This is a genomic window from Achromobacter sp. UBA2119, from assembly GCF_002331005.1.
Lineage (GTDB): Bacteria > Pseudomonadota > Gammaproteobacteria > Burkholderiales > Burkholderiaceae_B > Achromobacter > Achromobacter animicus.
The window spans coordinates 200,577-220,323 of the sequence record NZ_DCYD01000011.1 but is presented as its reverse complement, the minus strand read 5'-3'; the positions used below and the strand labels follow the sequence as shown (position 1 = coordinate 220,323).

The 19,747-nt window shown below is 65.2% G+C and carries 18 protein-coding genes; 13 read left to right on the top strand and 5 right to left on the bottom strand.

Going from position 1 to position 19,747, the window contains the following annotated elements:
• Window positions 1–9 precede the first annotated feature (9 nt).
• The 4 genes from B3098_RS11095 to lpxC all read left to right on the top strand — a co-directional run bounded on the left by B3098_RS11095 (window position 10) and on the right by lpxC (window position 4,600).
• The gene (locus B3098_RS11095; RefSeq protein ID WP_175125634.1) at window positions 10–834 is read left to right on the top strand and encodes a cell division protein FtsQ/DivIB; all 825 of its coding nucleotides are present in this window, start codon (window positions 10–12) and stop codon (window positions 832–834) included.
• 4 nt (window positions 835–838) lie between these two features.
• Window positions 839–2,065: a cell division protein FtsA gene (gene ftsA / locus B3098_RS11090; protein ID WP_006217473.1), complete on the top strand. Its 1,227-nt coding sequence runs from the start codon at window positions 839–841 to the stop codon at window positions 2,063–2,065.
• A 187-nt stretch (window positions 2,066–2,252) separates the two neighbouring features.
• A complete protein-coding gene (gene ftsZ, locus B3098_RS11085; protein ID WP_056320774.1) occupies window positions 2,253–3,437 on the top strand; it encodes a cell division protein FtsZ in 1,185 nt (394 codons plus the stop codon).
• A 239-nt stretch (window positions 3,438–3,676) separates the two neighbouring features.
• Window positions 3,677–4,600 carry a UDP-3-O-acyl-N-acetylglucosamine deacetylase gene (gene lpxC / locus B3098_RS11080; protein ID WP_056320776.1) on the top strand — a complete coding sequence of 308 codons (924 nt, stop codon included), beginning with the start codon at window positions 3,677–3,679 and terminating at the stop codon, window positions 4,598–4,600.
• 216 nt (window positions 4,601–4,816) lie between these two features.
• Here the strand turns inward: lpxC and B3098_RS11075 are convergent, their stop codons facing one another.
• Window positions 4,817–5,224 carry a DciA family protein gene (locus tag B3098_RS11075; RefSeq protein WP_175125683.1) on the bottom strand — a complete coding sequence of 136 codons (408 nt, stop codon included), beginning with the start codon at window positions 5,222–5,224 and terminating at the stop codon, window positions 4,817–4,819.
• Window positions 5,225–5,353: 129 nt separating this feature from the next.
• Between B3098_RS11075 and B3098_RS11070 the strand changes: the two genes are divergently transcribed.
• The 9 genes from B3098_RS11070 to B3098_RS11030 all read left to right on the top strand — a co-directional run bounded on the left by B3098_RS11070 (window position 5,354) and on the right by B3098_RS11030 (window position 15,905).
• The gene (locus tag B3098_RS11070; RefSeq protein ID WP_175125681.1) at window positions 5,354–6,328 is read left to right on the top strand and encodes a M23 family metallopeptidase; all 975 of its coding nucleotides are present in this window, start codon (window positions 5,354–5,356) and stop codon (window positions 6,326–6,328) included.
• A 190-nt stretch (window positions 6,329–6,518) separates the two neighbouring features.
• Entirely contained in the window at window positions 6,519–9,254 is a 2,736-nt protein-coding gene (secA, locus tag B3098_RS11065; protein ID WP_175125631.1) for a preprotein translocase subunit SecA, read from the top strand.
• An 18-nt stretch (window positions 9,255–9,272) separates the two neighbouring features.
• The gene (locus B3098_RS11060) at window positions 9,273–9,992 is read left to right on the top strand and encodes a VOC family protein (RefSeq protein ID WP_279974750.1); all 720 of its coding nucleotides are present in this window, start codon (window positions 9,273–9,275) and stop codon (window positions 9,990–9,992) included.
• A 200-nt stretch (window positions 9,993–10,192) separates the two neighbouring features.
• The gene (locus B3098_RS11055; RefSeq protein ID WP_286895970.1) at window positions 10,193–10,954 is read left to right on the top strand and encodes a GntR family transcriptional regulator; all 762 of its coding nucleotides are present in this window, start codon (window positions 10,193–10,195) and stop codon (window positions 10,952–10,954) included.
• On the top strand, window positions 10,954–11,940 hold the full coding sequence (locus B3098_RS11050; RefSeq protein ID WP_175139411.1) for a tripartite tricarboxylate transporter substrate binding protein: 987 nt from the start codon (window positions 10,954–10,956) through the stop codon (window positions 11,938–11,940). Before B3098_RS11055 ends, B3098_RS11050 begins: the two co-directional genes overlap by 1 nt.
• Before the next feature lie 64 nt (window positions 11,941–12,004).
• Window positions 12,005–13,699, top strand: a complete 1,695-nt coding sequence (locus tag B3098_RS11045; RefSeq protein ID WP_286895967.1) for a thiamine pyrophosphate-binding protein — start codon at window positions 12,005–12,007, stop codon at window positions 13,697–13,699.
• 177 nt (window positions 13,700–13,876) lie between these two features.
• Window positions 13,877–14,656 (top strand): SDR family oxidoreductase, encoded by a 780-nt coding sequence (locus tag B3098_RS11040; RefSeq protein ID WP_175139410.1) that lies wholly within the window; start codon window positions 13,877–13,879, stop codon window positions 14,654–14,656.
• 17 nt (window positions 14,657–14,673) lie between these two features.
• Window positions 14,674–15,132 carry an Lrp/AsnC family transcriptional regulator gene (locus B3098_RS11035; RefSeq protein ID WP_056569264.1) on the top strand — a complete coding sequence of 153 codons (459 nt, stop codon included), beginning with the start codon at window positions 14,674–14,676 and terminating at the stop codon, window positions 15,130–15,132.
• A 161-nt stretch (window positions 15,133–15,293) separates the two neighbouring features.
• Complete coding sequence (locus tag B3098_RS11030; RefSeq protein WP_376784653.1) at window positions 15,294–15,905, top strand: gamma-glutamylcyclotransferase; 612 nt, start codon at window positions 15,294–15,296, stop codon at window positions 15,903–15,905.
• A gap of 6 nt (window positions 15,906–15,911) precedes the next feature.
• Here the strand turns inward: B3098_RS11030 and pagP are convergent, their stop codons facing one another.
• From pagP to B3098_RS11010, 4 genes are all read right to left on the bottom strand, one after another.
• Window positions 15,912–16,466, bottom strand: coding sequence for a lipid IV(A) palmitoyltransferase PagP (pagP, locus tag B3098_RS11025; RefSeq protein WP_175139409.1), 555 nt, complete (start codon window positions 16,464–16,466; stop codon window positions 15,912–15,914).
• A 133-nt stretch (window positions 16,467–16,599) separates the two neighbouring features.
• Window positions 16,600–18,072 carry a magnesium transporter gene (mgtE, locus tag B3098_RS11020; RefSeq protein WP_175125612.1) on the bottom strand — a complete coding sequence of 491 codons (1,473 nt, stop codon included), beginning with the start codon at window positions 18,070–18,072 and terminating at the stop codon, window positions 16,600–16,602.
• 10 nt (window positions 18,073–18,082) lie between these two features.
• Window positions 18,083–18,493: an acyl-CoA thioesterase gene (locus B3098_RS11015; protein ID WP_056569253.1), complete on the bottom strand. Its 411-nt coding sequence runs from the start codon at window positions 18,491–18,493 to the stop codon at window positions 18,083–18,085.
• Between the two features lie 96 nt (window positions 18,494–18,589).
• Window positions 18,590–19,684, bottom strand: coding sequence for a YeiH family protein (locus B3098_RS11010; RefSeq protein WP_279974753.1), 1,095 nt, complete (start codon window positions 19,682–19,684; stop codon window positions 18,590–18,592).
• Window positions 19,685–19,747: the final 63 nt, after the last annotated feature.

The window sequence follows — 19,747 nt, the reverse complement described above, 5'->3', positions numbered from 1 at the left end:
GGATACTCCGTGTGGAACGACGCTCGTACTACCAACCTGATCGCCAACACGCTCGCCGTGCTGGCGGTTGCCGCCATGCTCATCGCGGGCGTGGTGTGGGTAGCGCAACGTCCGTATTTCACGCTATCGGCGATCGAGCTGGAATCGATGCCGGACACCGAACTGCACTACGTGTCGACGGGCGCCGTGCGTTCGGCGATCGCGGGCCGCGTGAAGGGCAACTTCTTCACGGTGGACCTGGACGACGCGCGCGAGATCTTCGAATCGGTGCCCTGGGTCCGGCATGCCACGGTGCGGCGGATCTGGCCGAACGTGCTGCGTGTGCGCATCGAGGAACAGCAGCCCCTGGCGCTGTGGAACGAGAACCAGATGATCAACACCTGGGGCGAGGCGTTCACGGCCAACACGGGCGAGGTGGACGACGACACGGTGCTGCCGCAGTTCTCCGGACCCGACGGCACGGAAGCGCTGGTCGTGCAGCGCTACGCCGAGCTGGCGCGCTGGTTCGCGCCGCTGGACATGCATGTGGAACAGTTGGAACTGAGCCCGCGCTACGCCTGGCGCGTCGTGCTTTCCAACGGCATGCTGCTGGACCTGGGCCGCGATCCGGGCGCCGATGCGCCGGACCCGCACGGCCTGCCCGGCGCCTTGCCGTTCGCGGCTCGTATTCAACGCTTTGTGCAGGCGTGGCCCACTGTGTCGGGGCGCCTGGTAGGGCGTACCGTCACGCAGGCCGACCTGCGCTATCCGAATGGTTTCGCCCTGGCGCTGGCCCCGTTGCCCGCGTCGGAAACCAAATCCAAATCCACACCGAAACCTCCCAAGAAACGCTAACGCCATGACCCGTGACATCAAGGACCTTATCGTCGCCCTCGATATCGGCACCAGCAAGGTGGTGGCTGTGGTGGCTGAAATCCTGCCTGAAGGCCGCTTCGAGGTGCTTGGCCTGGGCCAGCACGAATCGCGCGGCATGCGCAAGGGCGTGGTCGTCAATATCGAGACCACTGTGAATTCCATTCAGCGCGCGCTTGAAGAAGCCGAGCTGATGGCAGATTGCAAGATTCGAGACGTCTACACCGGCATCGCCGGCAGCCATATCCGCAGCTTCAATTCCAGCGGCATGGTCGCCGTGAAGGACAAGGAAGTCACCGCCACCGACGTCGCCCGCGTCATCGAGACCGCCAAGGCGGTGAACATCCCGACGGACCAGCAGGTGCTGCACGTGCTGACGCAGGAGTTCATCGTCGACGGCCAGGAAGACATCCGCGAGCCCATCGGGATGAGCGGCCTGCGCCTGGAAGTGCGCGTGCACATCGTGACCGGCGCCGTCAGCGCCGCGCAGAACATCGTCAAGTGCGTCCGCCGCTGCGGCCTGGAAGTGCAGGACCTGATCCTGCAGCCGCTCGCCTCCAGCCTGGCCGTGCTGACCGCCGACGAAAAGGAGCTGGGCGTCGTTCTCGTCGACATCGGCGGGGGCACGACCGACGTTGCCATCTTCACCGGCGGCGCGATCCGCCACACCGCCGTGCTGCCCATCGCCGGCGATCAGATCACCAACGACATCGCGGCGATGCTGCGCACGCCCACGCCCGATGCTGAAGAAATCAAGCTGCGCTACGGCGTCGCCAAGCAGGTGCTGGCCAGCCCGGACGAGTCCGTGGAAGTGCCGGGCCTGGGCGACCGCGGCCCGCGCCAGGTCAAGCGCCAGGCGCTGGGCGCGGTGATCGAGCCACGCGTCGAAGAACTGTTCACGCTGGTGCAGCAGGTGGTGCGCGATTCCGGCTACGAGGACCTGCTGGCTTCCGGCGTGGTCCTGACCGGCGGATCCGCGCAGCTGCCCGGCATGATCGAACTGGCCGAGGACGTGTTCCTCAAGCCGGTTCGCGTGGCGGTGCCCGAGTACGAAGGCAGCCTTGCCGACGTGATGCGCAATCCGCGCTTCTCGACGGTGATGGGGCTGCTGCAGGAAGCGCGCATGCAGCGTGTGCGTGGCCGCAAGGTGGCTGCGCAGACGGGCAACTTCAAGAGCCTGCTTGCGCGCATGAAAGAGTGGTTCATGAATTAAAGGGTGCAGGTTGGGGCCTGCTCCTTGGTGCGAACCGCGGCTGTCTAGCGGGGAGCGCCAGAAAGAGGAGGCGTCTCAAACCCGTAGCGGGCCTATGTAGCCGGCGTCGGCTTTGAGGCGATTCACAAAAGATAGGTTGTCGGGGAATTTTTGTGATTTGCAAATTCGGACTTGTGAGGGAGTCATCATGATGAACTTTGAGATGCTTGAGAACAACACCAAAGGGACCGTAATCAAGGTCGTTGGTGTGGGTGGTGCGGGCGGCAATGCCGTCGCGCACATGATTCGCAGCGGTGTGCACGGCGTGGATTTCATCTGCGCCAATACCGATGCGCAAGCGCTGGCGGCAACCAATGCGCCGGTGCAGATCCGCCTGGGCCGTACCGGTCTGGGCGCGGGCGCCAAGCCCGAGCAGGGACGCGCGTCGGCGGAAACCGCGCGTGAGGAAATCCGTGCCGCGCTGAACGGCGCGCACATGGTCTTCATCACCGCGGGCATGGGCGGCGGCACCGGTACCGGTGCAGGTCCGGTCGTGGCCGAAGTGGCGAAGGAACTGGGCATCCTGACCGTTGGTGTGGTCACGAAGCCTTTCTCCTTTGAAGGCAACAAGCGCCTGAAGATGGCCGAGGACGGTATCTCGGAACTGGCCAAGCACGTGCATTCGCTCATCGTGGTGCTCAACGAGAACCTGTATGAACTGATGGACGAGGACGCGACGCAGGAAGACTGCTTCCGTTCGGCCGACGACATCCTGCACAACGCGTGCGCGGGTATCGCCGAAATCATCAACGTCGAAGGCAACGTCAACGTCGACTTCGAAGACGTCAAGACGATCATGGGTGAGCAGGGCCAGGCCATGATGGGCACGGCGTCGGCATCGGGCGCGGATCGCGCACGTGTTGCCGCGGAGCACGCCATTGCTTGCCCGCTGCTGGAAGGCGTGGATCTGAACGGCGCGCGTGGCGTGCTGGTCAACATCACCGCCAGCCGCTCGCTGAAGATGCGCGAAACGCGCGAAATCATGGAAACGATCCGCAGCTACGCTTCGGACGACGCGACCGTGATCTTCGGCACCGCCTACGACGAGTCCATGGGCGAAAACCTGCGCGTCACGGTGGTTGCAACCGGCCTTGGCCGTGCGCAAGCCCGTCCGCAACTGGTGCAGAACACCGCTGAAGTGCTGCGCACCGGCACCGACAACATGCCCATGGGCACGATGCCGGCCGGCCAAGGCGGCGACTACCGCAATCTGGACATGCCGTCTGTCATGCGCAATCCGCGCAGCCAGGCGTCGGCCCAGGTGCGGGCGCTGGAAAGCTCGGGAATGGATCATTTCGACATCCCGGCCTTCCTGCGTAAGCAGGCGGACTGAACCTAGAGCCGGTCACCGGCTCTAACTGCACTCCCTCACTCCGGCTCGCCTGTCCCCACGGGCGAGCCGGAGGCAGAGCGGTCCGTGTTTCCCTTGCACGTTAAATAAGGGACGGAGGTTTCGGCCGGTCTGAACGTCAGTTTGAATGGCGGCATGGATCGGACAGCGTTACAATACTTCGGTTACGCCGGCAATCCGTACTTATCTTGCCGGCTTCCGGGTTCAAAATTCCAAGTCTCATGTTCCGACAGCGCAGCATCCAGAATCTCGTCCGCACGACAGGCGTCGGCGTCCACTCAGGACGGCGGGTGGAGCTCACCCTGCGTCCGGCACAGCCCAATACCGGCATCGTCTTTCACCGGGTGGATCTGCCGCAGGTCGTCGACCTGCCCGCGCAAGCCACCGGCGTGGGTGACACCCGTATGGCGTCCGTGCTGCAACAGGGCAATGTTCGCGTGTCGACCGTGGAACATCTCATGTCGGCGTTGGCCGGCCTGGGTATCGATAACCTGCACGTCGACCTCACTGCCGAAGAAGTCCCCATCATGGACGGCAGCGCGGCGACGTTTGTTTATTTGTTGCGCTCGGCCGGCATCGTCGAGCAGAACGCGCCCAAGCAGTTCATCCGTGTGTTGAAGCCGGTGGAAGTGCGTGAAGGCGAAGGCCGCAACGAGAAATGGGCCCGGCTCGAACCCCATGAAGGGTACGCGCTGGCTTTCTCGATCGACTTCCGTCACCCCGCCATCGACTCCACGGCAAATTTCGCCGAAATCGATTTCGCCACGCATTCGTACGTTCGCGAAATCGCGCGGGCGCGCACCTTTGGTTTCGTGAATGAAGTCGAGGCCCTGCGGTCGATGGGCCTGGCCCGTGGCGGCAGCCTGGACAACGCCATCGTCATGGACGAGTACCGCGTGCTGAACAGCGACGGGCTGCGTTACGACGATGAATTCGTCAAGCACAAGATCCTGGACGCCATCGGCGACCTGTATCTGCTGGGCAAGCCGCTGGTGGCACGTTATGTGGCGTGCAAATCGGGCCACGGCCTGAACAACCAGCTTGCCCGCGCGCTGCTCGAGCAGCGCGACGCCTGGGAAATCGTCACGTACGAATCGCAGGCAGAAGCGCCCCAGGCGTTTCGCCATGAATGGAAACTGGCCTGACGCCAGGTTTCCGCTGAACCCGCGCACGGGGGCCACCCCCGGCTCAGCGCGGGTTTCTGTTTAGATACCCGCTTGGGTTTCTTCTTAGGGACGACGCTGGCCGTCATCCCCTCGCGCGATAGTCGCAATCCGGTAGCCAACCATCCGGCCATCGGTCTGAAAAGTTGGTTTCGCGACGTTTCCGGCCCTTTGAGTTGCCGGACAAAGCCGGGTTGCTCAGCTACTCTTGTGATGCTTCAAGAGCTTGGCGACGGCATCGGCCAACGGACCTGGCCGCAGATTGCCGTGCAGCGTTTCGAACGCACCTAGAGCCTTGTCGTTCAACGGCTGCGCCTCTGTGGGAGGGCGCGGCTGACGGGCGCCGGGCTTGGGTAACCCCGCTTGTACCTTGATGGCAATTTCGTTAAGGTTCCAGCCCTGGTCCGCCAGTGACCGCGCGATGCGCGGCGCCAATTGACGCATCTTGGCCGCATGCGCGGCGGTCGGCACCACCAGGTGCAGACACAGGTTTTCCAGCTTGGCGACCTGGCACACAGCACCCAGCGGGGCGGGCAACACCGCCGCCACCGCGTATTGAATTTGCAGATGCTTGCGGGCAGTCGCCAATACACCGGCGCCCCGCATGTCATGACCCAGCCATCCCAGGGCGGTATTTTCTACGCGCCGGCTGGTACTGGAACGTTGACGGTATGAAGCGGGTCTATTCATGCCGGCTTTAAAAGAATTAGGAAGCAAACCTTGAAGATCGTGATTATGCACGCCCGCGACGGGCAGGACGGGCATTTCACCCTGGGCGGCGCGCGACTGGCGTTGTTCCTGGGGGGCGCCTTGATTACCGCGGCCATTTTTGGCGCAGCGCTTCAACGATACATCACTCCGATCCTTCCCGCCGTCCACACGATGGGATGGCCGCTCTCTGAGCAGCCTGGGCGCGACGCCGATTTCCTGCGTGAAAACATGAACTTGCTGGCTTCGAAGGTCGGCGCGCTGCAGGCCAAGCTGGTCAGCATCGACGGCTTGGGCCAGCGCGTGGCCAAAGTGGCGGGCGTGGCCTACACCGACCCCGAATTGGCCCAGCAGCTGGCGTCGGCGCAGCCCGAGGCGCCGGCGCATCCCGAGGCCACGCAGGTCATGGACGACCTATTTACCGACCATCCGCCGCCCAGCGCGGCGTCGGCCGAGGCGCTGGGCCGGCAGCTCGACGAGATCCAGGCACGGCTGTCGCAGCAGACTGACAACCTGAAGTTGCTGGACGCGGCGCTCACCAAGCGTTCGGCGGATCAGGCGCGCATGCCGACCGCCATGCCGATCACCGATTACCCCTATCTGTCGTCCTCGTATGGCTGGCGCCGCAACCCGGTGACGGGCCGCTCGGCCATGCACGAAGGGCTGGATTTCGCGGCGCCCTCCGGCACGCCGATCCTGGCCGCGTCCGGCGGCGTGGTGCTCGAGGCCAAGTGGGCGCCCGGCTTTGGCAACATGGTCGAGATCGACCACGGCGACGGCCTGATCACCCGCTACGCCCATGCGTCGTCGTTGCTGGTCAAGCAGGGCGATCTGGTCGAGCGCGGCCAGCAGGTCGCGCGCGTCGGCAGCTCTGGCCGATCCACCGGCCCGCACCTGCATTTCGAGGTCCGCCTTGCCGGACAGCCGCTGGATCCGCGCCTCTTCCTGGGGCCGCAGCCTCAGCACGCGCCGCCCGCCGTCGCGCAGGCTGCCGCGCCTTGAACCCTTCGCGGGTTGGCCAGTCAAACCGGCCGACAGTGCTACCCTGGTCATAGGTCCAGGCTATTACGCTCCAGGTGCGTTAAACTGGTTCGTTTCCCGGCGGACCCCCGCTCAACCAATAACATCAAGTCACGGGTGACGCTGCCCCAAGCGCTTCGGGTGTGGTGTGGCTCGTGCGGCCGACATACGCATGGTTTCTCTGCTCAAAAAACTCATAGGTAGCCGCAACGACCGGCTGCTTAAGCAGTATCGCAAGCTGGTAACCCAGATCAATGGGCTCGAACCCAAGATCTCCGCGCTCTCCGACGCGGAACTGGCGGCCAAGACCGACGAATTCCGCTCCCGCCACGCCCAGGGCACGTCCCTGGACGATCTGCTTCCCGAAGCCTTCGCCGTTGTGCGCGAAGCCGGCAAGCGGGTGTTCGGCATGCGGCACTTCGACGTGCAGATGCTGGGCGGCATCGCCCTGCATAACGGCAAGATCGCCGAAATGCGCACGGGTGAAGGCAAGACGCTCATGGCGACGCTGCCCGTCTACCTGAACGCCATCGCCGGCAAGGGCGTGCACGTGGTCACGGTGAACGACTACCTGGCCCGCCGCGACGCCGAATGGATGGGTCGCCTGTACCGGTTCCTGGGCATGTCCACCGGCGTGGTGGTGCCGCAGCAGCCGAACGACGAAAAGAAGGCCGCGTACGCTGCCGACATCACGTACGGCACCAACAACGAATTCGGTTTCGACTACCTGCGCGACAACATGGAATTCCGTGTTGAAGACCGCCGCCAGCGCGTGCTGTTCTACGCCATCGTCGACGAAGTGGACTCGATCCTGATCGACGAGGCCCGCACGCCGCTGATCATCTCCGGCCAGGCCGAAGACCACACCGAACTCTACGTCCGCATGAATGCGGTGCCGCCGCTGCTGACGCGCATGGCGCACGAGCCCAAGCCGCAGGAGCCGGAACCCGAAGGCGATTACTGGGTCGACGAAAAGAGCCAGCAGGTCTACCTGTCGGAAGCCGGCCACGAACACGCCGAAGGCATTCTTGCCCGTCTGGGCATCCTGCCCGAAGGCGAATCGCTCTACGACCCGCGCCACATTGCGTTGATGCACCACCTGATGGTGGCGCTGCGCGCCAACACCCTGTTCTTCCGCGACCAGCAGTACGTCGTGCAGGACGGCGAAGTGGTGATCGTGGACGAATTCACGGGCCGCCTGATGGTGGGCCGCCGATGGTCCGATGGTCTGCACCAGGCCGTCGAAGCCAAGGAAGGCGTGAAGATCCAGCACGAGAACCAGACGCTGGCGTCGATCACGTTCCAGAACTACTTCCGCATGTACGAAAAGCTGTCCGGCATGACCGGCACGGCCGACACGGAAGCGTACGAATTCCAGGAAATCTACGGGCTTGAAACGGTCATCATCCCGACCAACAAGCCCATGGTCCGTAAAGACCAGAACGACCAGGTCTTCAAGACGGACGGCGAAAAGTACAACGCCATCCTCGAAGACATCCGCGATTGCCACCAGCGCGGCCAGCCCGTTCTGGTGGGCACCACCAGCATCGAGAACTCCGAACTGCTGTCGGGCCTGCTGAAAAAGGCCAAGCTGCCGCACGAGGTCCTGAACGCCAAGCAGCACGCCCGCGAAGCCGAGATCGTGGCCGAAGCCGGCAAGCCGGGCCACATCACGATCGCCACCAACATGGCCGGTCGCGGTACCGACATCGTGCTGGGCGGCAGTGTCGACAAGCAGGTCGACCTGATCCGCGCCGACGAATCGCTGTCCGAAGCCGAAAAGACCGCGCGCATCGAAAAGATCCGCGCCGAATGGAAGCCGCTGAACGATCAGGTCAAGGCTGCGGGCGGCCTGCGCATCATCGGCACCGAGCGCCATGAATCGCGCCGTATCGACAACCAGCTGCGCGGCCGTGCCGGCCGTCAGGGCGATCCGGGCTCGTCCCGCTTCTACCTGTCGCTGGAAGACTCGCTGATGCGCATCTTCGCGGGCGACCGCGTGCGCGCCATCATGGAACGCCTGAAGCTGCCCGAGGGCGAGCCCATCGAGGCCGGCATGGTCACGCGCTCGATCGAGACTGCGCAGCGCAAGGTCGAAGGCCGCAACTTCGACATCCGCAAGCAATTGCTGGAATACGACGACGTTTCCAACGACCAGCGCAAGGTGCTGTACTCGCAGCGCAACGACGTGCTGGAAGCCGCCAGCGTCAGCGCAACCGTGCAGAACCTGCGCGACGCCGCGGTGACCGATCTGTTCAACACGTACGTGCCGCCGGAATCGGTGGAAGAACAGTGGGACATCCCCGCGCTGCAGAAGGCGCTGGAAGCCGACTGGCACCTGCATCTGCCGCTGACCGAGATGCTGGAAAAAGAACCCAACCTGAACGACGAAGAACTGCGCGAACGCGTGGTGGCCGCGGCGCGCGATGCGTACCAGGCCAAGGTCGACCAGGTGGGCGAGGAATCGTGGTCGCAGTTCGAGCGCTCGATCATGCTGCAGGCGATCGACACGCACTGGCGCGAGCACCTGTCGGCGCTGGATTACCTGCGTCAGGGCATCCATCTGCGCGGGTATGCACAGAAGAACCCCAAGCAGGAATACAAGCGCGAAGCCTTCGAACTGTTCTCGGGCATGCTGGAACGCGTGCGCGACGACGTGGTGAAGGTGCTGATGACGGTGCGCGTGCAATCGTCGGAACAGGTCGAGCAGGCCGAAGCCGAAGCGGCGCAGTCGCACGTGCAGAACGTGCAGTATCACCACTCGGACTACGACGAGGCGCTGGCTTCCGATGCGCAGGAAACGGGTGCGCAACCCGCGCGCAACGCACTGCCCAAGGTCGGCCGCAACGATCCGTGCCCGTGCGGCAGCGGCAAGAAGTACAAGCAGTGCCACGGTAAGCTGGTCTGATAAAAGGGGTTAGCCTTCATGCTGCATTCTGTCGGCCGTACTGAATTCGACCACGCCGTCGTCATGGTGCGAGACCGGCTGGATGCGCTGGCGCCCCATTACGAACGGCAGGGGTTTCACCTTAGCGACAAGGCTGTGCACAACCTGGGGTCGTGCAATCGCCTGATCGTGCTGGAAGGCACGTACGTCGAATTGCTGGGTTGGCCGCCGGGCGCGCCGCCCGCGCGCAAGGAAATTGCCGATTCGCCGTTTGGTCTGGAAGCGCTGGTGTTCCGGACCTATGACGCCGAGGCCACCTACAAGCGGCTGCAGGACGCCGGCTTTGCCGTCAATCCCGTCCAGGAACTGACCCGTCCGGCCATGCTGGACGGTCAGGAAGTCCAGGCCCGTTTCCATACCGTGCGATTTGCCGAGCAGCCCTTGCCCGGCATTCGCATGTATTTCTGCCGACACCTGACGCCAGAGTGCGTCTGGTCGCCCGAGCTGATGGCGCATCCCAATGGCGCCCGCAGCCTGCATCGTATCGATGCGCGCGCGGCGGACGCCCGCGGCGTGGCTGAGCGTCTGGCGCTGGTGGCCGGGGTGACTGCCGAAGCCGCCAACGGCGGCTGGGACGTGCCGCTGGCGAACCTGCGCATTCACGTTCAGCAGGATGACGCTGCGCAGACGCCTGTCCTGTCCACGCTGACCCTCGAAAATCGCGATGGCGCGCATTACATGCTGGATACCGGGCTGTAAGCCTTCCACGTACCGACTGCTTGCCCATAGCCCGCCGCCTGGCGGGCTTTTTCATACCTGCCCGTCCCCGTCACGAGGCGGCCGTGGGCGACGACCGTGAAAAGGGTGCCCGCCTGGGGCAAACCCGGGTTGTCCGTCAAAGTGTATGCACTTTAGTATGCACTTCATCCCGACTGGAGCATTGCCACAGGCGATCCGGTATGACGCTCTCCCAACCTGCAGCCACCCCCGTTGCCCGCGCGGCCCGCACCTCGGCCGGGCAGGCCGAGTTGTATGGCGCCGTCAAGGCCATGGCGGTGCGCTTTGAGTTCAAGCCGGGTGAACGCATCAACGAGGTTGAGCTTGCGCGCCGGCTGCACGTAAGCCGCACGCCGCTGCGCGAGGTGCTGAACCAGTTGATGGTCGAAGGATTTCTGACGCGCGCGGTCAATCGCGGCTTCATTGCCCGCCTGCTGGACGCCAAGCAGATCCACAGTCTTTATGAATACCGCGCGGTGCTGGAAGCCGGCATCGTGCGTGCAGCCTGCGAGCGCGCCACCGACGAGGAGCTTGCCAGCCTGCGCGCCTTCGTCGAACGCTCGCGCGACGAGCCCGATGACAGCGACGCCGCCCGGCTGCTGGAACTGGACGAAGCCTTTCACTTGGCGCTGGCGCGCTACTCGCGCAATGAAGAATTCGTGCGGGCGCTGGAAAGCGTCAACGCGCGCATTCATTTCGTGCGCTGGATCGACATGCAACAAGGACGCCGCAGCCATACGCAAGGCGAGCACCTGCGCATCGTGGACGCGCTGCAAAAGCGCGCCATCGAGGCCTTGCCCGGCCTCATCAGCGCGCATATCGGCCGCCGGCTGGACCAGATCACCGACGTCATCCGCACGGGCTTTTCAACGATTTACATGCGGGACCAGGCCGAACCCGCCACGGTAGTGCCGGCCAACACCACAACAGCAGGGGAAAACTGATGAATAGAACGATCAAGCGGGCGCTGGCGGCGGTATGCACGCTGGCCGCGGCCGGGGGCGCCTTTGTCGCCGCGCCGGCGATGGCCGAGGAACGGCCGCTGATTCTCGTCGTGCCGTATCCGCCGGGCGGCAGCACCGACATCCTGGCGCGCATCCTGCAGCCGCGCCTGTCGCAGCAGATGGGCGGCCGCGCGGTGGTGGTCGAGAACCGTCCGGGCGCTGCCAGCCAGATCGCCACGGCGTTCGTGGCGCGCGCCGAACCGGACGGCAACACGCTGCTGGTCAGCTTCGACAACCACGGCATCAACCCGGCCGTGAAGCCCAAGCTGCCGTACGACACGTTCAAGGATTTTGTCGCCATCGGGCAGACGGTGCGCTTTCCGCTGGTGATCGGCGCGAATCCGAGCGTGCCTGGGGACAACCTGAAGGAGTTCCTGGCGGCAGCCGCCAAGCAGCCGCCCAACAAGTTCAACTATGCGTCCACGGGCGTGGGCTCGCTGAACCATCTGGCGCCCGAAGAGCTCAAGCGGCTGTCGAAGGTTGAGCTGCTGCACGTGCCGTATGGCGGCGGCGGACCGGCCATTCAGGCCGTCGTCGGCGGGCAGGCCAACATGACGTGGCTGAGCTTTGCCGCGCTGCGTGGCCAGATCCAGGCCGGCAAGATCAAGCCGCTGGCCGTCGCCGGTGAAAAGCGCCTGCCCGAACTGCCCAACGTGCCCACCGTGGCCGAATCGGGCTTTCCCGGCTTTGTCGCTTATTCGTGGAGCGGCATGTTCGCCCCGAAGGGCACGCCGGAAGCCACCGTCAAGAAGCTGACGGCCGATTTCCAGGCGGTGCTGGCCGATCCTGAGATCAAGAAGAAGATCACGGAAGCGGGCTTTGAGATCGTTGCGTCTGATGGTCCTGCGCTGGATGCGTACGTGAAGTCGGAGTATGACCGCTGGAGCGCCTTCATCAAGAGCAGCAACATCAATCTGGACAACTGAACGGCGTCGTGCCGGGGCGGCTGACAGCCGCCCCGGCCCGGCTCCCGAATTACGTGGAGATGACATGGAACACATGAACGGCGCCGAAGCGATGGTGCGGATGCTGCAACACAACGGCGTCAAACATATCTTTGGCCTGTGCGGCGACACCACGCTGCCGCTTTATGACGCGCTGTACCGCTTGGACCACGGCATGCAGCACATCCTGACGCGTGACGAGCGCAGCGCGGCCTACATGGCCGACGCCTATGCACGCGTGACCGGCAAGGTCGGCGTGTGCGAAGGCCCGAGCGGCGGCGGCGCGACCTATCTGCTGCCTGGTCTGGTCGAAGCCAACGAGTCGTCGATTCCCGTGCTGGGCATCACGTCGGACGTGGCCGTCGGCTCGCGCGGCAAGTATCCGCTGACCGAACTGGACCAGGAGGCGCTCTACCGCCCGCTGACCAAGTGGAACCGCACGATCGACTGCGCGGACCAAATTCCGGGCATGGTGCGCGCGGCCTTCCGCGCCATGACGACCGGCAAGCCCGGCTCCGCGCACCTGTGCTTTCCCTATGACGTGATGAAGCAGGAAGTGGATGCGTCCGACGTGTGGGCGCAGCCCGAGCACGGCAGCTTCCCCGCCATGCGCTTCGCGCCGGATCCCGCCGACGTGTCGCGCGCCGCGCAACGCCTGGTGGCGGCGCGCTCGCCCGTGATCATCTGCGGCGGCGGCGTGGTCATCGCCGGCGCCTGCGGCGCGTTGCAAGAAGTTGCCGAGGCCTTGAAGGCGGCAGTGTGCGTGACGGTGAGCGGGCAGGGCAGCCTGGCCGACACCCATCCGCTGAATGCAGGCGTGGTGGGATCGAACGGCGGCGTGATGGCGACGCGCGATGTGGTGGCGGCTGCCGACGTGGTGCTCTTCGTGGGCTGCCGCGCCGGGTCGACCTCGACCGAGCACTGGCGCTTCCCGAACCGCAACGTGCCGATCCTGCACATCGACATCGACCCGATGGTGATCGGCGCCAACTACCTGACCGAAGTCGGTCTGGTGGGCGATGCCAAGCTGGCCCTCGAAGCGCTGTCCGCCGAAGTGCAGGCGCGCATCAAGCACCGGCCATCCGATGCGACCGACGGCGCGGTGCTGGCCGGGCGCGCCAAGGAAGCGCGCCGCGCGCAGCTTGAGCCGCTGGCCGCCAGCCTGGACGCGCCGATCCGCCCCGAGCGCGTGGTGCAGTCGCTGAACCGCCTGCTGCCCGACGACGCGGTAGTCTGCGCGGACCCCGGCACGCCGTGCCCGTATTTTTCGGCCTATTACGACGTCTCGCGTCCCGGCCGCCACTTCATCACCAACCGCGCCCACGGCGCGCTGGGCTTTTCGATGTCGGCGGCGCTGGGCGCCTGGGTCGGCCGTCCGCAATCGAAGTGCGTGTCGGTGATGGGCGACGGCAGCTTCGGCTTCACGGTGGGTGAATTGGAAACCATCGTGCGCCACAAGGCGCCGCTGCTGATGGTGGTGTTCTCGAATTCGGTCTACGGCTGGATCAAGGCCAGCCAGAAGGCCGGCTACGACAAGCGCTACTACAGCGTGGACTTCAATCGCACCGACCATGCGCGTATCGCCGAGGCCTATGGCGTGAAGGCGTGGCGTGTCGAGGACCCGTCCAAGCTGGACGCCGCGATCAAGGCCGCCATGGAGCACGACGGCCCTGCGCTGATCGACGTGATCGCGCAGCCGCTGCAGGACACCGCGGCGCCCGTGAGCCAATGGATGGGTTGATGCGGTAAGCGCAGCGCGCTGCATTGCCGATGGGGCCCCTCGCGGGGCCCCATTTTTCTTGGCCGGTCCGATTAGAAAAAAATTCCCTGCCGGCGGGCGCGCTCCTATACTGGACCGCTTCGGAGCGGCGGGCCGCGGAGGTCCGGCGCCGTCAACGCGACAGCAGAGAGGGCAGGCATGGACCTGGGGATCAGCGGCAAAAAAGCACTGGTGTTTGGCGGCAGCCGCGGCATGGGGCGCGCCTGCGCCCTGCAGTTGGCGCGCGAAGGCGTGGCCGTGACCATCGCGGCGCGCAATCCGCAGACGCTTGAACAGGCCGCCGCCGACATATCGCGCGAAACCGGCATCGGCGTGGGCTGGGTGTCGGCCGACCTGACGCTTGCCGAGGGGCGCGACGCGGCAATCGCCGCCTGTCCGCATCCCGACATCCTTATCAACAACGCCGACGGCCCGCTGCCGGGCGACTTCCGCGATTGGTCGCGTGACGACTGGATCGCCGCGCTCGACGCCATGATGCTGGGACCGATCGACATGATCCGCCGCGTGGTGGACGGCATGGTCGAGCGTCGGTTCGGGCGTATCGTCAATATCGTGTCGCGCAGCGTGAAGGCGCCGCATGCCGAGCTGGGGCTGTCCAACGGTGCGCGTTCGGGCCTGATCGGCTTCGTGGGCGGCCTGGCGCGCCAGACGGTCCGGCACAACGTCACCATCAACAATCTGCTGCCGGGCGCCTTCGCCACCGATGCGCAGACCCGGCACATCCAGGGCATGGTGGAGCAGGGCGGCAAGACGTTCGAGCAGTTGTGGGACGAGCGGGCGCGCAGCAATCCCGCCGGCCGATATGGCCAGCCCGAGGAACTGGGTGCGTTGTGCGCGTATGTCTGCTCGGCGCACTCGGGTTACATGACGGGGCAGAGCCTGCTGATCGACGGGGGCGGCTACCCCGGGACTTATTGATGGCGTCAAGACATCCCATGGACCAGACGGACCTGAAGATACTCGCGCTGCTGCAAAAGGACGCCACCTGCTCGGTTGCGGAAGTGGCCGAACAGGTGAACCTTTCCGTGACGCCGTGCTGGCGCCGGATCCAGAAGCTGAAGGACGACGGCGTCATCGCGCGCAATGCCATCCTGCTGGATCCGCGCGCGTTGGGCCTGAACCTGACGGTGTTCGTGTCCATTCGCACCAGCCAGCACAACGAGAAATGGACGCAAAGCCTGATCAATGCCGTGATGGCCTTGCCCAACGTGGTCGAATTCCATCGCATGGCCGGCGACGTAGACTATCTGCTGAAGGTGGTGGTCGAGGACATGGCGGCGTACGACCGCTTCTACCGACGGCTGATCGGCGCGGTGGATCTGCTGGACGTCAGTGCCAGCTTCTCGATGGAAGTCATCAAAAGCACCACGGAATTGCCGCTGGGCGCGGTCTAGCCGCGGCGCGCGCAAATTTTTTCCTGGGTCCCCCGCCGCCGCGGATGCAAATTTCTTTCTGCGTGTTGCGCGGGCCCAATCTGGCAATGCTTTTGCGCGGGGGGCGGCGTAGGATATCGCTCACTCCAGTCTTGGAGTGAATCGGGATATCAGAGGACCCTATGTCGTTGGCAGTGCCCGCCGGCTGCGCCGGAATGCAAGAATCGCGGCAAGCAGCATCGGTGGATGACCTCCTGACCGGCTGGAACGGCGTCGACGACCTGTGGGTGTTTGCCTACGGTTCCCTGATCTGGCATCCCGGGTTTGCCTGGCGCGAACGGCGCCTGGCCACCGTGCGGGGCTATCACCGTTCGCTGTGCCTGTGGTCGCATGACCACCGCGGGTCGCCGGACAATCCTGGTCTCGTGTTCGGACTGGATCGCGGCGGTTGCTGCCGCGGCGTGGCCTTTCAGATCGCGGCCAGCGACGTGCCGCAGGTCTTTGAAGCCTTATGGCGCCGGGAGATGGTCACGGGCGCCTACCGTCCGCGCTGGCTGACCTGTCACACCGAGGCCGCGCCGGTGCGTGGACTGGTGTTCCTGCTGAATCGCGCCTGCCGCGAGTATGCCGCCGATCTCTGCGACGACCGCCTGCTGACGTCCGTGCGCAATGCGGTCGGACATTCCGGACCGTGCCTGGACTACGTGGTGGAAACGGCGCGCGCGCTGCGTGCGCATGGCATCGACGACTGGCGGCTGGGCGATCTGGTGCGCAAGCTGGGCCACGCGTTCTGACGCGTTTCAGAACTGCCAGCGGCCGAACACGAACAGCACATTGCCCGCGCCGCTTGAGCCCGGGATGTACGTCGCGTAAAGCATGGCGTCCTTGTAGCCCGCGCTGACCAACGGCAGGATGCCGGGAAACGGCACGTAGCTCATGATGTCGTGGCGCGCGGTGAGGAACACGGTGTAGCCCGCGCCGAGCCGGAAGTTGTCGCTGACCTGGCCGATCTTCAGAAAGCCATAGCCGGCGATGGGCTGCACCTTGGAGTGCGAGTCCAGAAACGCCATGGCGTACAGGCCCTGCCAGTCGCCGTCTTCATCGTAGATACTGCGGCCGTAGCCGCCGCCCCAGGCAAGTTCGCGGAAGCTGTCGATCTTGTCGGCGCTGTACTTGGCGCGGTTGTGCCAGGCCCAGCCGCTGACATAGAGGTCGTTGCCGCCTTCGGACCAGATCTGGTCGATGCGATTGCACGCCGACTGGGCCCACGAGGGCATGCCGTCGCAGGCGTGTGCGGAAACGGTGAAAACGGACAACAGTACGCAGAGCAGCGCGGCGCGGAATCTGGCGGTCATCGCAGGACCCAGGTAAAGATGACAGTTCCGTTACTGTAACGGAGCGCGTGTCATCTTCCCTGTCAGCGGGCTGTCACCGGGGGGCGGCAGGGGCTGCGGCCATCCGATGCGGCGCATGGATGTGGTGGCAGCGCTACAAAAGAAAGATCGTGGCCAGGCCCAGGAAGATGAAGAAGCCGAGCGAATCGGTGGCGAACGTGAGCAGCACCGACGAGCCCATTGCCGGGTCCTTGCCGAAGCGCGCCCGCACCATGGGCACCAACACGCCGACCGAGGCGCCGACCAGCATGTTGCAGATCATGGCGGCCATCATCACCAGCGCGATGGACAGCGAGCGCGAGATCACCCACGCGAACAGGGCGGCCACGAGGCTGCCGCACAATCCCACCAGCAAGGTCACGAACAGCTCGCGCTTGACGAGCTGCCACAGGTTGCGACCGGTGATCCGGCCCATGGCCAGCGCCCGGATGATGAGCGTCATGGTCTGGTTGCCCGAGTTGCCGCCGATGCCGGCCACGATCGACATCAGGAACGCCAGGATGACGATTTGGCTGACCGTGCCCTCGAACTGCGACGCCACGAACGAGGCCGTGGCGGCAGTACAGAGGTTGAACAGCAGCCACGGCGCGCGGTTGCGCAGCGCGGTGCTGACGGGGGCAAAGATGTCTTCTTCCTGCAGACCGGCGCGCGACAGCGCTTGTTCCTGCGAGTCTTCGCGCATCACGTCCACGACGTCGGCGATGGTGACGCGGCCGATCAGCCGGCCCTGGTCGTCCATCACGGGGGCAGAAACCAGGTCGTAGCGCTCGAAGGCGCCGGCGGCGTCCGCGTCGGAGTCCAGCGGGTTCAGCGTCAGGAAGTCGGAATTCATGACCGCCCGCACTTCGGTTTCGGGCTCGCTGACCAACAGGCGCGACAAGGGCAAAATGCCCTGCAGCTTGTCCTGGCGGTCCACGACGAAGATCTGGTCGGTGTGATCGGGCAGTTCGTGCAGCCGGCGCAGGTAGCGCAGCACGACCTCGAGCGTGACGTCCTCGCGCACGCGCACCATCTCGAAGTCCATGATGGCGCCGACGCTGTCTTCCGGATAGCCCATGGCTTCCAGCAGCTGCGCGCGTTCTTCCTCGGTCAGACCCTTCTGGACTTCGGCCACCACATCGGGCGGCAGGTCGGGCGCCAGGTCGGCGAGCTCGTCCGCGTCCATGCTTTCGGTCGCGGCGACGAGATCCTGGCGGTCCATCGCTTCGATCAGCGATTCACGGACCCAGTCTTCGACTTCGAGCAGGACGTCCGCGTCGTGCTCGGGGCTGACCAGCTTCCAGATCGCCTGGCGCTCGTCCTTGGGCAGCGATTCGAGGATGAAGGCGATATCGGCCGGGTGCAGGTTGTCGACCAGCGTCTTGAGCTCGGCCTCGTGCTGGCGGTGCACCAGGTCTTCGACGAGGGGAGCCTTGGCGTCGCCTTCTTCCTGGCGGTGAACCAGGTCTTCGACAAGCTGCTGGCGCCGCAGGCGCTCCTGGACTTCAGCCAGGGCGGTCTGGGCGTCTTCCGGGTCGAGGCGGCGTGGCGTCGCGGGCGGTTTCTGCGCGGCGGCGGACTGCGTCATGCGTTACGGCTCAGAGTGTGGGAAGAGGGCGGCTGCGCCGCGCTTCGTCGGTGGCGACATACGTCAGCGTGGCCTCGGTGACCTTGACGACTTCGGCGTCCAGCCGCTGGCGTTCCGCGTAGACCTCGACGGAGACCGTGATGGACGTGGTGCCGGTCTTGACGATGGCGGCGTAGAAGCTGAGCAGGTCGCCCACGAACACGGGCTCTTTGAACTGGAAGGCATTGACCGCCACGGTGGCGACACGGCCAGCGGCGCGGCGGGCGGCGGGGATGGACCCGGCGATGTCGACCTGAGCCATGATCCAGCCGCCAAAAACGTCCCCGTGGATGTTCGCATCGGCCGGCATCGGCATGACGCGCAACACCGCGTCGCGATGGGCAGGCAGAGTCGTAAACGGGGTTTTGGTGCTGGAGGTCATGCGGCCGACTCCAATGCTAGAGAACCAGCCGATTATGCAGGAAAAACGAGACGGCGGCGTGCGCGTCGGCGCCCGCCGCCCGGCCCGGCGCGGCCATCAGGTGGCCAGTTTGACGATCCCGTAGCCGCCAGCCAACAGCCAGACGTAAAGGATGAAGCCCAGGGCCATCACGCGCGGGCCGGCCTTGCGGATCTGGGCGAAGCGCGTTTCGATGCCCAGCGCGGTCATGGCCATGGTCAGGGCGAAGACGTCGAGCCGGCGGATGGCCGCGACGATATCGGCGGGAATGATGTCGAGCGAATTGATGATGGCCAGCACCAGGAACCCGACGGCGAACCAGGGGATCGGAAGCTTGGCGCTCTTGCCCTGGCCGCCCGCATGGGAGGCGGCGCTGCGCAGGTACATGCCCAGCACCAGCAGCACGGGCACCAGCAGCGCCACGCGGGTCATCTTGACGATGGTGGCGACCTCGGTGGTGGCGGGGTCGATGTTGCTGGCGGCGCCCACGACCTGCGCCACTTCGTGAACCGTGCCGCCGATGTAGATGCCAAGCGCCTGCGTATCGAAGTTCAGCCAGCCGGCGTGATAGAAGACCGGATACAGGAACATCGACAGCGTGCCGAACAGCACCACGGTCGCGACAGCCACCGCGCTCTTGTGAGGGGCGGCGCGCAGCGTGGGTTCGAACGCCAGCACCGCGGCGGCGCCGCAGATGGCGCTGCCCGCGGCGGTCAGCATGGCGGTGTCGCGATCCAGTCCGAGCAGGCGCTGGCCGACGACGGTGCCGATCAGCAGCGTGCCCACCACCACCGCCACGGACACGGCCAGCCCCGGCATGCCGACGGCGGCGATCTGCTGGATGCTGATGTTCAGGCCGTAGAAGGCGACCGCGATGCGCAGCAGGCGGCGCGCGGTGAAATTCACGCCGACGCCCCAGTCCGCGGGCATGGTGCCGCGCAGGAAGTTGCCATACAGCATGCCGACGACGATACCCACGACCAGCGGCGAAAAACCGAGCTGCCGGATGAAGGGCAGATCGGCTAGTTGCATCACCGCGCCGGCCATCAGGCCCACGAACAGCACGCCGTTGAGCTTGTCGCGCCATGGCGTGGCCGCGGCGGCGGGGGCTGCGGCAACAGGGGCCGCCGGACTGGCGGGAAGGGGGACGGCAGTCGTGGTGGAGGTGTTCATTACTGGCCCTTTGGGCATAACTACATAACTAGACGAAATATTAGATCCGGCCGTATTATTTGA